This is a genomic window from Rhodobacteraceae bacterium M385, from assembly GCA_025141835.1.
Classification (GTDB): domain Bacteria; phylum Pseudomonadota; class Alphaproteobacteria; order Rhodobacterales; family Rhodobacteraceae; genus Gymnodinialimonas.
The window spans coordinates 804,005-818,293 of the sequence record CP081102.1; the positions used below are offsets into that span (position 1 = coordinate 804,005).

The window sequence follows — 14,289 nt, forward strand, 5'->3', positions numbered from 1 at the left end:
GGATTAGGCGAAAGCGAAATGTTTCGTTACGTAAGGTCGCCTTGGTTAGGGTTTATGGCGCTCAAGAGCAAGTTGTTGGCGGGCATATCTTGCGGCGCGTTGGGTGTCAGGCCGGCATTTGCCCATGCGTCCAGCACCCAACGGACATCCTTGTACCCAGCGCCGGGGTTCTCGGTGCGGATGCGGGCGTCAAACTCGGCATCTCCGTCAGAGGTGGTCTTTCCGTCGCGAAGGAAAGGGCCGTAGACCACAACACGCCCGCCGGGGCATAGGGCGTTTGCCATCTCGGACAGGCAAGTTGCGGCGGCGGTATCGGGGATCAGGTGCAGCAGATTGGCCAGAAAGATCAGGTCAAAAGGGTCGTGCTGCTGCGACCAGCCCGTCGCACTGGCATCGAGCGCAATGGGGGCCGCGATGTTGGTGGAATGCTCGGCTTTAATCCAAGCCGCGATAGACGCTCGTCGTGTTTCATCGGGATCTGAAGGCTGCCAATGAAGGTCGGGTAGGGCTTTGGCAAAACCGATCACATGCTGCCCGGTGCCCGAGGCGATTTCCAGTGCCCGGCCCGTCGGCGGAGCCAGATGCCTTAGGACGTCGGTGATCGCATCCCGGTTGCGCAGGGCGTAGGGGGCGCTAAGGCGTCCATCGGTGTAGGTGGGCGATGGGTCTGTCACTGGTCGGCCTGCATCAAGATTTGCAACGCGCCGGTCGATGACAGATGGGCCATAAAGGCGTCCACTGTATTGCATCCCATAACGATGGCTGTGGTCTCGTCATCGTTGACCCCTTCAAGGCGCACCACATTGGCGCTGCCCGCCAGAACTTCTGCGGGGGTGAGCGTGGCCAGAAGCGCCTCCATCTCGGTGACCATTTGCGTCACGGCTGCGTCGCCTGCGAGATCCACGAAGTCATCAAACATGCAGCTATAGGCGGCGTGCAGATCGTCGGACAATTCAGCCGAGGGCATGTGCCCCTCCAGCGCCGGAGTTTGGGCGACCATGGCCTCAAACGTCATGGCATTCATGGTGACAGTCACGGCCTCGTACCGCTCAAACGTGGATTGCGCCTGAGCGGGGAGGGCGCTGACAGCAAGGGCCAGCGCAAGGGGGATTGTGCGGATCACTGGCTTTGCAGGGCCTGCATCGCGCCAGATTCGGCAAGGCGCTGCATCTGCAACTCGAGCAGGCCGCATTCGGTGTTGATCTGCTGCACCTGAGCCGCGGTCAGCCCTTCGGGCACACCCGCGCTGAACGTTCCGTCCAGAAGGTCGGCAGGGCGGGCGGCGGCGATGGCGGTTTCAAACTCGGTCAGCATCGCGTCAACGCCTGCCTCGCCCACGGCATCTTCATAGTCACGCAAAGCGCAACGCCCGGCGCGGCGTTCCGGGCGGCCCCATTCGGCAGAGGGAAGAATGCCTTGAAGAACGGGGTACTGGCTTGCCAGCCCTTGATAGGTGAGCGTCGTCATCTGTTCGCTCAACGCCTCAAAACGCTCAAGATGGGTTTGAGCCGAGGCCGCAACGGGCAGGGTCAGAAGCGCAGCAGTAAGGCCTGCACGCAGGAAGGGGAAATGCATTGGGGTCTCCGGTCTTTGGTTGGCCGATGAAAGCTTTGCCACAAAGAATAGGTCTGATTGGGGCGAGTTCCAAGTTCCGGGTTTCCCCACCTTGGCGGAAACTTGCGCGGGCTTTGGGTGATTTCCTTCGCAAAGTCCAAGTTTTGTTGCGCAAGCGGTGTCCTGTTTAATTTAACTGAAGCCGCGATGGAGAGAGCGCTTTGACAACCGACGCGTCAAGAACAGGGGTTTTGCCAGCGACCAGATCGGCGAGAAGCTGGCTGGCGGCAGGGGCCGTTTGGAACCCATAGCCGCCCTGTCCGGCGGACCAAAGGAAGCTGGGTTCAGCGGCATCGGGGCCAATGACAAGGCAGCGATCCGGCGCGAAGGTGCGCAAGCCCGCCCAGGTGCTGGTGACGCGGGTGACTTCCTCGGTCACGAAGGGTTGGTAGCGGGCGATGCCTTCGGCCAGCACCATATCATCGGCATAGGCATCATGGGGTGTGGTGGGGTCTTCTTCCGCCGGAGAGACCAACCACGCGCCTGCATCGGGCTTGGCGTACCAGGTTTCGCCTGCGCCGATCAGCATGGGCCAGCCGCTGACATCGTGGCCGCCGGGCGCAGGCATGCGTGCCATGGAGCGCCGCAGAGGGGTAAGGCCAAGGGGCGTGATGCCGGCCATCTTGGCGATTTCATCGGCCCAAGCGCCTGCGGCGTTGACGAGGTGGCGGGCGTGGAGCGTTTGGGTGTTGGTGGTGACAGCCCACCCGGTGTCCGTGCGGTCAATGGCGGTTACGGTTTGAGAGGTTTGGACCGAGCCGTTGACACGGATCATTCTGGCGAAGTGCTGCACCATGCGATCGGTGTCGATGTCCCAAGCCGCTGTGTGATGGGCGGCGCGGGTGACATGGGCGGGGTCGAGAATGGGGATGAGGGATTGGGCCTCGGGGATCGTGATTTCGGCCAGATCCATCGTGGCGATGTCATGGGCAAGGGTTGCCTCCTCCCCCGGTCCGGCCAGCATCAAGAGGCCACGGGGCGAGAGCAATCCTCCATCGAGCGTGTTGTGATCGTCGGCGGAGGCATGGTTGAGGGCGACGGTCACGGGGTGGCCGTAGTTGGCCTCAAACAGCGCCGCTGAGCGGCCCGAGGCGTGATAGGCCAGCGCCGGTTCGGTTTCCAGAAGGCAGGTGGTGCCAAGTGCAGAGAGCCGAGCCCCGGCAGAGGTGCCAGCGATTCCGCCGCCGATGATGAGGAAGTCATAGGTCATGGGATAGGCGTGACATGGGGGAGGTGCTTGGACAAGGGGGTGTGATGATTTGGAGGGATGAGGGTCTCGAGGGGGCGGGATTGAGTTGTATTTGCCAAGATGAAGCAGGAGCGGTGCGCGACACAGAAAGGCCCGCCGGGTGGGGCGGGCCTTTCGTTATTTTGATTGGTGACGGATCAGTTGGGGATCTCGCCGGTGATGCCTTCAACGTAGAAATCCATACCTGCCAATGTGCCGTCGTCGGCGACGTCGCCTTCAGCCAGCCAAGCGGAGCCGTCCTGGCGGTTGATCGGGCCGGTGAACGGGTGATATTCGCCCGCGGCGATTGCGTCGATCATTTCCTGTGCTGAAGCGCGGACCTCTTCCGGGATGGCGTCAGTCATTTCACCGATCTCGACCATGCCAGGGCCGATGCCGTCCCATGTGTCGGATTGCTCCCACGTGCCTTCCATCGCCATGCCCACGCGCTCTACGTAGTAGGGGGCCCAGTTGTCGATGATGGAGGAAATCCGGGGCGCAGGCGCGAATTGCGCCATGTCGGAGGCTTGGCCGAAGGAGTAGATGCCCGCTTCCTGTGCCGCTGCCTGAGGGGCGGTGGAGTCGGTGTGTTGCAAGATCACGTCGGCACCGGCATCGATCAGCGCCTGGGCTGCGGCACCCTCGGCGGCGGGGTCGAACCAAGTGTAGGCCCAGATCACGCGCATTTCGACCTCGGGGTTCACGGCACGGGCGTGGAGGAAGGCCGAGTTGATGCCCCGAATGACTTCGGGGATCGGGAAAGACGCGATGTAGCCGATGATGTTGCTTTCGGTCATTTGACCCGCGATGTGGCCTTGGATGGCGCGGCCTTCATAGAAACGTGCCGAATAGGTGGACACGTTTGGATGCTCGCGCAGGTAGCCGGTGGCGTGTTCAAACAGCACATCGGGGAACTGCGCGGCAACCGCGTTGGTTGCTTCCATGTAGCCAAAGGACGTGGTGAAAACCATGTCCGCGCCGCCGAGGATCATTGTGGTGATCGCACGCTCTGCATCGGCGCCTTCTGGCACGGATTCGAGGAACACGGTTTCGACCTGGTCGCCGTAGGCTTCCTCTACGGCCAAGCGGCCTTGGTCATGCTCGTAGGTCCAGCCCAGATCGCCCGTGGGGCCGACGTAGATAAAGCCGACTTGGAACGGGTCGTCTTGGGCGAAGGCCGCCCCGGCAAGGCCAGTGGCAAGTGCTGCGCTGGCCAGAAGTTTGGTCGTGAGTTTCATTATTCATCCCCTCTGTTGGATTCTGGTTGTTGTGTGTTTTTGTTGTCTGCGGGTGCTGCCTCGGTCAAGGCGGCAGTGACGAGCCCGGCGGGAACGGCAATAATGCCGATGCCGATCAACATGATGATGCCGGTGAAGATGCGCCCGCCCACGGTGATTGGATAAACGTCGCCGTAGCCCACCGTAGTGAAGGTGGCGATCGCCCACCACAAGCTTTCGGGGATCGACGAGAACCCGTCAGGTTGGGCCTCATGCTCAAAATGGTAGATGCCCACGGACGCCAGATAAAGCGCCACGCAGGCGATGAAAAAGAAAATCGCGAACTCGGTTTTGGCCCGGTCCAGGGCCCGCGCGATACGGTCGAGCGCACGGTTCGCTTTGAACAGTTTCAGCAGCCGCAAAATGCGCAGAAGGCGGATCGCACGGATGGTGGCGAAATCTGGCAGCAGGAAGACCAGCGCGGGCACGATGGCGAGAAAATCAACGATGCCCCAGAAGCTGAACGCATATTTCAGGGGTTTTTCCGAGCAGGAGAGCCGCAGGGCGTATTCGATGACAAATATCGTTAGGATCACGATCTCTGCGCCGACCAACACAGCGTTCACGCGCGGTGACAGGTCTGGCATCGTTTCAAGGGCAATCACGACTGCCGAGAGGCAGATCAACCCATAGATGGACAGCGCCACGACCCGGCCCAAACGTGGGTGTGTGCCGTCGAGGATATCGATGATGTCAGATCGGGACAGGGGCAATGGCATCTAAGATCACCCACTTGCATGGAAGGTTTTGCCAAGGGCAGCGGGGGCGTTAATGGCGGCTTTCGCGCGGTCGGACGACATGACCACAAGCACGATGATCGTGACAAGGTAAGGCGAGGCATCCAGTAGCGACACGGGCACGGGCACCTCGGCTGCTTGCAGGCGCAGTTGCAATGCGGCGATCCCCCCAAAGAGCCATGCGCCAAATAATACACGGCCCGATTTCCACGCGGCAAACACCACCAGCGCCAAGGCGATCCAGCCCGCGCCGGCGGTCATGCCTTGCACCCAGTTTTCGACGTAGACCAGCGACAGGAACGCGCCGCCAAGGCCAGCCATGGCCCCGCCAAACAAGATCGCGGCACAGCGGATACGCACGACCTTATAGCCAAGGGCGTGGGCGGCATCGTGGCTTTCGCCGACTGCCCGGATGATCAGGCCCATGCGCGTGTGTTTTAGGACGTAGCCAATCGCAAAGACGGCACCGATGGCCAGATAGGTCACAAGATCATGGCTGAACAGAATGGGACCGATCACCGGGATGGTCCGCAGCATTTCGGGCAGGGGCTTTGCAACCTCGGGGATCGGTTGCCCCTCATACCCCACGCCCAGAAGGGCGGCGAGGCCGAGGCCGAACAGCGTCAGCGCGAGCCCGGTGGCCACTTGGTTCGACATCAGGAATTGCGTGAGGATGGCGAAGATCACTGAGAGGCTTGCGCCGCCTGCCATGCCTGCGATGAAGGCCAAGGTGGGCGATCCGCTTTGGTTGGCAACGATAAAGCCGCAGACCGCGCCCATGATCATCATCCCTTCAACCCCAAGGTTCAGGACGCCGGATTTCTCGACAATCAGCTCTCCCAATGCGGCAAGCAGGACCGGGGTGGAAATGGTGATAAGGGCCACAATCAGGGTGACGGGATCAATCATAGAAACCCCTCCGTAAAGACACCCGTTCGCCAAGCGTTCGCGATGATAAGTATGGTTGCGCTTGCCCACGACAAAAACAGAGCGCTATCGCGCAGCCAGGGGTTAGGTCCATCTTCGACGTTTTCTGGTTCGGCGCGGGGCAGCGATGGCGGCCGTGTGGGCAGGGGACGCCCGCGCAGCAGGGACCAGAGGCAAGCGAGGGCCCATACGATCAAATGCATGATGCCATGTCCCAGCATTTGCAGCGCGAAAAGAGGTATCAGGATCAGGAAAAGCATCCAAAGACCGTCGGCGACCAACAAAATTGCGATAGCAGTCCCGAAGCCCAAGAACAGGCCGACGGCGGTGTGAACCGCGGTGGCGGGAATGTCCGAGATCGCGAAGGCGGGGCGTTGCGCATTCATGCTTTTGCCTCCCATCCCAGTCGGACGCGATAGTTTGACAGGACGTCCAGAGCCAAAAGGAAGAACAGAAGCATTCCTTGGAACGCTTGGATCGCGGGGGCAGGGACTTGCAGCAGTAATTGCGCCAACTCGCCACCGATGTAGGTCAGCGCCATCAGGAGGCCCGCAAACAGGATGCCGATCGGGTTCAACCGGCCCAGAAACGCCACGATGATAGCGGTGAAGCCGTAGCCCACGTTGAAATCAATGGTGATTTGTCCGGCGGGGCCCGAGACCTCGAACACGCCCGCAGCGCCCGCGAGGGCACCGGACACGCCAAGGCAAAGGATCACCATTCGCGTGGGGCTGACGCCCGCGAAACGCGCGGCGCGCGGCGCTTGGCCTGCCAGTTTGATCTGATAGCCAAGCATGTGTTTTTGGAACAGGACGTAGGCGGCAATCACGGCGATCAGGGCCGCGATAACGCCCAAGTGGATGCCGGTGCCCGCGATCAGCTCGGGGTTGTCGGTGCCTGCGTGGCGGGCAAGGTTGCGAGAGCCGGGAAAGCCTTGACCATCGGGATTGCGCAGCCAGCCCGTCGCGGCAGAGGCGAGAAGCGCCTCGGCCACATAGACCAGTAGCAGCGATACGAGAATTTCGTTGGTGTTGGCTTTGGTTTTAAGGATCGCGGGGATCATTGCCCAAAGGGTGCCGCCCAAAAGGCCCGCAACGATCATGCCGGGCAGGATCAGGAAATGCTCGGACGGATAGAGCGCAAGGCCGAAGGCAGCCCCGCAGAGCGCTCCGACAATGTATTGCCCCTCGGCCCCGATGTTCCAAATGCCCGCGCGAAAGCCCAGGGACAGGCCAATCGCGATCAGGATCAGTGGACCAGCTTTCACGAGCAACTGCGGGCGCGAGAATGACGCGAAGCGTTCGTGAAACAGCGGATCCCAAAAGATGACGCGGATCACTTCTAGCGGGTCTTGCCCAAGGGCCGCGAACATCAACCCGCCCGCAATCATCGTTAAGATGACGGCCACAACGGGGGTGGAGAACGACCAAAAGCGCGACGGGACGGGGCGTTTTTCAAGGCGGATCATATTGTCGCCTCCGCCATGCCATGGGCACCGCCAAGCATCAGGCCAATATCTTCCATCGACAGGCCGCGTGCCGGTTGCGGGGCGGATAAGCGCCCCTCATTCAAGGCGCAGAAACGGTCTGATATTTCGAGCAGTTCATCAAGGTCCTGGCTAATCACAATGACGCCCGCGCCCCCTTCGGCAAGGTTCAGCAAGGCTTGGCGAATGTCGGCAGCGGCCGAGGCATCAACGCCCCAAGTGGGTTGGTTAACGACAAGGATTTTCGGGTCTTGCAAAATCTCTCGTCCGATCACGAATTTCTGCAAGTTGCCCCCGGAAAGGGCCCGCGCGGCGGTGGCGTTGCCGGGGGTGCGAACATCAAACTTCGCAATGATATCATCGGCGAAGGCACGGGCCTTGGGCCAGCTGATAAAGCCCCTCGAGGACAGCCCCTTGCGGGCATTCCCGGTAAGCACGGCGTTTTCTGTCAGGCTCATGTCGGGGGCGGCGGCGTGGCCCAACCGCTCCTCCGGTGCCGACAACAGGCCGCTGGCGCGGCGTGCCGTCGGCCCGTCCTCGCCGATGTCGCGGCCCATGAATGTCACGGCGCCTGCCTCGGTACGGTGCTCGCCGGAAAGGACGGCCAACAGCTCATCCTGCCCGTTGCCGGCCACTCCGCCGATACCCAGAACTTCGCCTGCCCGAACCTCGAGCGAGATGTCTTTAAGCGCGGTGCCAAAGGCCGTGGCCGAGGGCTGGTTCAGGCCTTGGATCGACAGCAGCACCTCGCCCGGTGCCGCAGCCGCACGAGCGGGCACGGCAAGGGATTTGCCCACCATCATCTCGGCCATGCGCGCGGCCGACGTCGCCTTGGGGTCGCATGCGCCCACAACCTTGCCCTGCCGCAATATCGTGGCGGCATCACAAAGCGTGCGGATTTCTTCCAGTTTATGAGAGATATAGAGGATCGCGGTGCCTTCTGCGCTAAGCTTGCGCAGGGTGTGGAACAGGATTTCAACCTCTTGCGGGGTCAGAACCGATGTCGGCTCATCCATGATGAGCAACTTGGGATCTTGCAGCAAACAGCGGATGATCTCGACCCGTTGCCGCTCTCCTGCGGAAAGGTCTCCGACAAGGCTTTCGGGGCCCAAGGGCAGACCGTAAGCGGCGCTGACATCGGAAATGCGCTTGGACAGGTCACGCGGCTTTGGCGGGTTTTCCATCCCGAGCGCGATGTTTTCCGCCACGGTGAGGGCTTCGAACAGGCTGAAGTGCTGAAACACCATCGCTACACCCATATGGCGAGCGGCACGGGGCTCAGCCGGGGTGTGATGTACGCCCTCAAGGGCCATGACGCCGGCATCGGGTTTCACCAACCCGTAGATCATCTTCACCAGCGTAGATTTGCCCGCGCCGTTTTCGCCCAACAGCGCGTGAACCTCTCCGGGTTGAATGGCAAAGGTAACACCATCATTTGCAACGACACCGGGGTAGGCCTTGGTCAGGCCATTAATTTCGAGCAGCGGTATCGTCATGTTCCCCCAAGTGCTGATTCTTGCAGCGTTTGCCCAACAAGTAGCCGCGCCGCGACGCCAATCGCAATGGCCTGAGGATGTTTGCCAAGGTTTGGGTCACCCATTGGGCACATGATGCGCGAAATTTGTGCGCTGCTGTGGCCGAGGTGCGTTAACCTTTGGCGAAAGCGAGCCCACTTGGTGGCCGAGCCGATGAGCCCGACACTGCCGAAGCTATGGGACAGGGCGGCGTGACACAGGGCCAGATCAATATCGTGGGAATAGGTGGCGATCAGATGATGCGCGTCAGGTGGGGCATGACGCATTACCCTAGGCATATCAGTGGCCACGATTTTCTGCACGTTATCAGGGATTTCCCGTGGGAAGCGCCCGTCGCCGGTATCGATCCAAGATACCGAAACCTGCGGCAGGGGCGACAAGGTGTGAACCAGCGCCCGCCCCACATGGCCCGCGCCCCAGATCCAAAGCTGCGTCGCGGGCGGCTCGGGCAGATCGTTGGCGGCTCGCAGCTCCAACGTGACAACGCCGCCGCAACATTGCCCAAGGGACGGACCTAGTGGCAATGTCCGGGTCTGCGTACCAGTGCCATCCTTCAGCATCTGACGCGCCATGGCCATGGCTTCCCACTCCAACGCGCCGCCGCCAATCGTGCCGGTAATCCTGTCAGGATAGACCAGCATGGCAGTGCCCGTGTTGCGAGGGGCGGAGCCTTTAACCGCGGCAATCGTCACGCGGATCGCGGTCATTGGCGCGCCCTTGTGACGGCAGCAAGCACAGCTTCAGCGGTGGCAGGAGCCTGAAGGTCGGGGAAGGCGGGCCCGGCCGCGGCACAGGCGTTGGACAGGGCAGAAAATACGCTGATTCCAAGCATGAACGGCGGCTCTCCCACCGCCTTGGAACGGTAGATCGTGTCCTCGCGATTTGGCGCATCATAAAGCGCAACATTGAAGATATCAGGCGCGTCCGAGGCGCAGGGGATTTTGTAGGTGGACGGTGCATGGGTCTTGAGCGCGCCCTTGGTATCCCACACCAACTCCTCAGTGGTGAGCCAGCCAGCGCCTTGGACGAAGCCGCCCTCGATTTGGCCAATATCAAGCGCAGGGTTCAGGGAAGCACCCGCATCGTGAAGGATATCGGTGCGAAGAATGCGATTTTCGCCGGTCAATGTGTCGATCACAACCTCGGAACAGGCCGCCCCATAGGCGAAATATAGGAACGGACGGCCTTGGCCGGCGATCCGGTCCCACGCGATCTTGGGCGTTTTGTAGTAGCCCGTAGCTGAGAGAGAAACACGCCTTATGTAGGCGAGCTGCACGGCCTCTGCGAAGGTGAGGGCGGCTTGGGGCGAAGACACATATCCGTCAGCGAAAACAACGTCCTCAGGCTGCGCCTGAAGATCACCCGCCACCGCCTCTGCGATCCGTAACCGGATCTTATCGCAGGCGGCCTTCACTGCCATCCCATTCAGGTCTGTGCCCGAAGACGCCGCTGTGGCCGAGGTGTTGGGCACTTTGCCCGTATCTGTCGCGGTGATCTTCACCTGCCCTACAGGGACCCCGAACCGGCTGGCCGCAACCTGTGCCACCTTCTGGAACAGGCCTTGCCCCATCTCCGTGCCGCCATGGTTCATGTGAATGGAGCCATCCTGATAGACATGCACCAACGCCCCGGCCTGATTAAGATGTGTCAGCGTGAAGGAAATCCCAAACTTCACCGGCGTCAGCGCAATGCCGCGCTTTAGCACCGGTTCTTTCCGGTTCCACTGGGCCACGGCTTTCACTCGCTCTGCGTAATCGCATGCCTCCACCAGCTGCTCGGTCATGGCGTGGAGCACGAAATCCTCCACCGCCATCCCGTAGGGCGTGGTATTCTCAACCTCTCCCCCCTGAACCGGCGAATGCGCACCGCCAAATCTCTTGGCGCCCCCGCCCCCCGAGACCTGCACAGCACCACGGCCCTTTAGATCCGCTGTGGCCAGCCGCTCCCCTTTCATCTTGGCTGAAAAACTCCCCCCGGAGGGTCCGGCATCAGTAACTTGCGCCTCCCGGTAGAAGTTCTTCCGCCGCAACTCCAACGGGTCCAATCCCAATTTCTGGGCTGCGTGATCCATCACGCGCTCCATTCCCACCATACCCTGAGGCCCGCCAAACCCCCGAAACGCGGTGGCCGATTGCGTGTTAGTTTTCCATCGATGAGAGGTGATCCGCGTCGCCGGCAACAAATAGGCGTTGTCAGCATGTAGCATGGCCCGGTCAGCCACGGGCAAGGAAAGATCCATCGCCCACCCGCACCGGATATGCTGTGTGAAATCGACCCCAAGCAGGTGGCCGTCCTTGTCGAACCCGGCGCGGTATTCCACCCGCGCGTCGTGGCGCTTGCCGGTGACGATAAAATCGTCATCCCGGTCATAGCGCATCTTGCAAGGTCGACCGGTGCGGGCCGCCATAATCGCGCAAGCAATGGCCAAATGGTTGCCTTGGCTTTCTTTCCCGCCAAAGCCGCCGCCCATCCGGCGCACTTCCACACGCACAGAGTGCATTGGCAGGCCAAGCGCGTCAGCCACCTTATGCTGAATTTCGGTTGGGTGCTGTGACGACGAATGGATGACCATGTCGCCGCCTTCCTGCGGCAGGGCGAGAGCAGATTGACCTTCCAGATAGAAGTGCTCTTGCCCGCCGATATCAAGCGCGCCTTCCACAAGATGGGTTGCACCACTCAGGGCTGCATCCACATCGCCCTTGGCATAAACTCTGGGCCCTTCTTCAAATCGACTATCGGCGGCTTGGGCCTCTTCGATGGTCAAAAGCGGGTCGTCCTCTTGTACGGTCACATCTGCCAAAACTGCCGCCCGCCGTGCTGCAAGATGCGAGGACGCGGCCACCACAAATAGCGGTTGGCCCGCGTAATGAATGGCGCCGTCGGACAATAGCGGCTCGTCATGGTTGGACGGAGAGCAATCGGGTATTTCAGCCAGATCGGTCCCCGCCAAGGCGGCGAAGACGCCTGCGGATGAGCGGACTGCGGATAGGTCCATTGCCGTGATGTGGCCCTTGGCGATGGTGGAAAGGCCGAAGGCCAGATGCAGGCAATCTGCCGGAACCGGGATATCATCCACATAGCGGGCCGCGCCCGTGACATGGAGGCGTGCGGCGTCGTGGGGAAGGGACTTATGGACGCTCATGGCCGTACCTCCAACACGCTGACGTTTCGGCCGGACATTTCCGCCATGTAGCGCAACAGCATATTTTGCGCCGATTTCATGCGGTAGTCGGAAGTGGCCCGCATATCGGTCAGTGGCGCAAAATCCTCTGTGAACGCCCCGAGCGCTGCCAAGGCGGTCTCTTCGGTTGCAGTCCGGCCAAGCAACGCCTGTTCCACGGCTGTCGCCCGCTTTGGTGTGCCCGCCATCCCTCCAAAGGCGATCCGGGCCGCGGTGATCGTGCCATCCGTGACCGTTAGGTTGAATGCACCGCAGACGGCGGAAATGTCTTGGTCAAAGCGCTTGGACAATTTGTAGACACGCAAAGTGTCAGGTTGCACGGGAATGGAAACTGCCTCCACAAACTCGCCAGCAGCCCGGTCCTGTTTGCCGTAGTCGATAAAGAAATCCTCCAACGGCAGGTCGCGCCGCATATCGCCCCGGCGCAGGTGCAGGGTCGCGCCAAGGGCGATCAACGCGGGGGGGCTGTCACCGATGGGCGAGCCGTTGGCGATGTTGCCGCCGATCGTGGCGGCATTGCGCACTTGAACCGAGCCATAACGCCGGAGCATTTCGGCAAAACTTTCGTGGCGAGCTCTCATGGCGGCAAGCACGTCTGTCACGGATGTCATGGCACCGAAGCGGATGGTGTTTGGGTCGGTCGTAATGCCCTTGAGGTCGGCGCATTGGTTGAGGAAGGCGATCTGGCCGAGGTCGCGGTGTTGTTTGGTCACCCAGAGGCCCACATCCGTGGCCCCTGCGACAAGCGTGGCGTCGGGGTGATCGATGTACCATTGTGCGAGTTCATCGGATGACGTGGGCTGAAAGGGAGCCTTTGTTGGCCCCGCCGGGGCGGGGCGGGGGGACGCTGTCCCCCGTCCTGCGGACTCCCCCTGGGATATTTCAGGAACGAGGAATGGGGGGGAGGCGAGAGCCGAGGCGTCGGCGTTCAAGTGATCAGGGACCGGGGCGGAGGCGGCGGCCTGTGCGGCGCGGAGGATGGGCGCGTAGCCCGTGCAGCGGCAGAGGTTGCCTGCCAGTTGATCTTCGTGGTCCGTGGCGCCGTTTTTGTGAGCCGTGGCCATGGAGGTGATGAAGCCCGGCGTGCAGAAGCCGCATTGGCTGCCGTGAAGATCCACCATCGCTTGTTGCACAGGGTGCAGGGTTCCATCGGGCGCGGCGATGCCTTCGACGGTACGCACGGCGCGGCCTTCGAGTTGGGGTAGAAACAGGATGCAGGCGTTGAGCGCCCGGGACGTGCCGTCGGCCTCTGTCACCATAACAGTGCAGGCGCCGCAGTCGCCTTCGTTGCAGCCTTCTTTGGTGCCTGTCAGCCGCGCGTCTTCGCGCAGCCAATCTAGCAGTGTGCGGGTGGGGGAGGCCTCCACCACGCAGGGTTCTCCGTTTAAAAGGAACCGGGTCGTCATATGGCAATGCCCGCCGCGTTACTTGGCCTGAGTTCAAGCCTTGGGAGGTCGTCCCGACCCTCGATGCGGCGTAGAGGGCGGGCCCGGTTTGGTCGTGACCGCCCTCAGCAAACCCTGCGCGGGCGCAGAATTCAAGCGTCGAGATGGGTGGAAAGGGCATTCAGTGCATTGGTCCAGCCTTGGGTAACCTCGGATAGGGCTTCTTCTCCGGCAAAACTGAAGACGGTGACGGTGAGCGACAGAGCGGTATTGGGGCCATCTTCCGCCAACTGGAAGTCGGCAAGGCTGGTGGCGAAGGCCGCGCCTTCGGCCTCTAGCGTTTCGGCATAGGTTACACGGTCTTGAGTGAGGATAACCCAATCGGTGAAGACGGTTACATAGGGCGTGCCAACTGGCCCTACGTTAGCGGTCTCGCGCACCCCTGGCGCGGCGGCGGGTTGGTCTTTGATCAGCAGAGCCATGTCAGGGCTGGGTGTACCCCAGATCGTGCGATCTTCAACGCTGGTGAGTGCGGCGATCACACGGGCCGGTGTCGCGGGCAGAGTGCGCGTGAAGGTGAGGGTCTTGGTTTCGGTCATGGGGTATCCTTGCTGAGAAATGCATCGAGGCGGTCTAGCTTCCCCTCCCAAACGGCGCGTTGTTGGTCGAGCCAGCTTTGCGCGGTTCGCAGGGCTTCGGGGTGCAGCGTGCAGATGCGCGTGCGCCCGACCTTACGAGAGGTCACAAGCCCCGCCCGTTCCAGCTGCGCGAGGTGCTTGAGGAAGCTGGGCAAAGCCATGTCGTGGGGTTGGGCCAGCGTCGAGACAGGAGCCTCGCCGCTGCCCAATTGCGCGATAACCGCGCGGCGGGTGGGGTCGGAGAGGGCGGTGAAGAGGTGATCGAGATTGTTAGCCATATG

The 14,289-nt window shown here is 61.6% G+C and carries 15 protein-coding genes; all 15 read right to left on the reverse strand.

The features are described 5' to 3' along the window. Nucleotides 1-26: 26 nt before the first annotated feature. The 15 genes from K3728_04075 to K3728_04145 all read right to left on the reverse strand — a co-directional run bounded on the left by K3728_04075 (nt 27) and on the right by K3728_04145 (nt 14,286). A complete protein-coding gene (locus K3728_04075; protein ID UWQ96422.1) occupies nt 27-749 on the reverse strand; it encodes a DUF938 domain-containing protein in 723 nt (240 codons plus the stop codon). Next, nucleotides 671-1,123, reverse strand: a complete 453-nt coding sequence (locus tag K3728_04080; GenBank protein ID UWQ96423.1) for a hypothetical protein — start codon at nt 1,121-1,123, stop codon at nt 671-673. Before K3728_04080 ends, K3728_04075 begins: the two co-directional genes overlap by 79 nt. After that, the gene (locus K3728_04085) at nt 1,120-1,575 is read right to left on the reverse strand and encodes a hypothetical protein (protein UWQ96424.1); all 456 of its coding nucleotides are present in this window, start codon (nt 1,573-1,575) and stop codon (nt 1,120-1,122) included. Before K3728_04085 ends, K3728_04080 begins: the two co-directional genes overlap by 4 nt. A 166-nt stretch (nt 1,576-1,741) precedes the next feature. Next, complete coding sequence (locus tag K3728_04090) at nt 1,742-2,824, reverse strand: FAD-binding oxidoreductase (protein ID UWQ96425.1); 1,083 nt, start codon at nt 2,822-2,824, stop codon at nt 1,742-1,744. 176 nt (nt 2,825-3,000) lie between these two features. After that, nucleotides 3,001-4,080: a BMP family ABC transporter substrate-binding protein gene (locus tag K3728_04095; protein UWQ96426.1), complete on the reverse strand. Its 1,080-nt coding sequence runs from the start codon at nt 4,078-4,080 to the stop codon at nt 3,001-3,003. Next, nucleotides 4,080-4,826, reverse strand: coding sequence for an ion transporter (locus tag K3728_04100; protein ID UWQ97442.1), 747 nt, complete (start codon nt 4,824-4,826; stop codon nt 4,080-4,082). Before K3728_04100 ends, K3728_04095 begins: the two co-directional genes overlap by 1 nt. 18 nt (nt 4,827-4,844) lie before the next feature. Next, complete coding sequence (locus K3728_04105; GenBank protein UWQ96427.1) at nt 4,845-5,765, reverse strand: ABC transporter permease; 921 nt, start codon at nt 5,763-5,765, stop codon at nt 4,845-4,847. Further along, the gene (locus K3728_04110) at nt 5,762-6,169 is read right to left on the reverse strand and encodes a hypothetical protein (protein ID UWQ96428.1); all 408 of its coding nucleotides are present in this window, start codon (nt 6,167-6,169) and stop codon (nt 5,762-5,764) included. Before K3728_04110 ends, K3728_04105 begins: the two co-directional genes overlap by 4 nt. Then, nucleotides 6,166-7,251, reverse strand: coding sequence for an ABC transporter permease (locus K3728_04115; GenBank protein ID UWQ96429.1), 1,086 nt, complete (start codon nt 7,249-7,251; stop codon nt 6,166-6,168). The genes K3728_04110 and K3728_04115 overlap by 4 nt, the downstream gene beginning before the upstream one ends. Continuing rightward, complete coding sequence (locus K3728_04120; protein ID UWQ96430.1) at nt 7,248-8,765, reverse strand: ABC transporter ATP-binding protein; 1,518 nt, start codon at nt 8,763-8,765, stop codon at nt 7,248-7,250. The genes K3728_04115 and K3728_04120 overlap by 4 nt, the downstream gene beginning before the upstream one ends. After that, a complete protein-coding gene (gene xdhC / locus K3728_04125; protein UWQ96431.1) occupies nt 8,762-9,511 on the reverse strand; it encodes a xanthine dehydrogenase accessory protein XdhC in 750 nt (249 codons plus the stop codon). Before xdhC ends, K3728_04120 begins: the two co-directional genes overlap by 4 nt. Then, on the reverse strand, nt 9,508-11,946 hold the full coding sequence (gene xdhB, locus K3728_04130) for a xanthine dehydrogenase molybdopterin binding subunit (GenBank protein UWQ96432.1): 2,439 nt from the start codon (nt 11,944-11,946) through the stop codon (nt 9,508-9,510). The genes xdhC and xdhB overlap by 4 nt, the downstream gene beginning before the upstream one ends. Beyond that, on the reverse strand, nt 11,943-13,391 hold the full coding sequence (xdhA, locus tag K3728_04135) for a xanthine dehydrogenase small subunit (GenBank protein ID UWQ96433.1): 1,449 nt from the start codon (nt 13,389-13,391) through the stop codon (nt 11,943-11,945). The genes xdhB and xdhA overlap by 4 nt, the downstream gene beginning before the upstream one ends. A gap of 131 nt (nt 13,392-13,522) precedes the next feature. Further along, complete coding sequence (locus tag K3728_04140; GenBank protein UWQ96434.1) at nt 13,523-13,969, reverse strand: hypothetical protein; 447 nt, start codon at nt 13,967-13,969, stop codon at nt 13,523-13,525. Beyond that, entirely contained in the window at nt 13,966-14,286 is a 321-nt protein-coding gene (locus K3728_04145) for a metalloregulator ArsR/SmtB family transcription factor (GenBank protein UWQ96435.1), read from the reverse strand. Before K3728_04145 ends, K3728_04140 begins: the two co-directional genes overlap by 4 nt. Nucleotides 14,287-14,289: the final 3 nt, after the last annotated feature.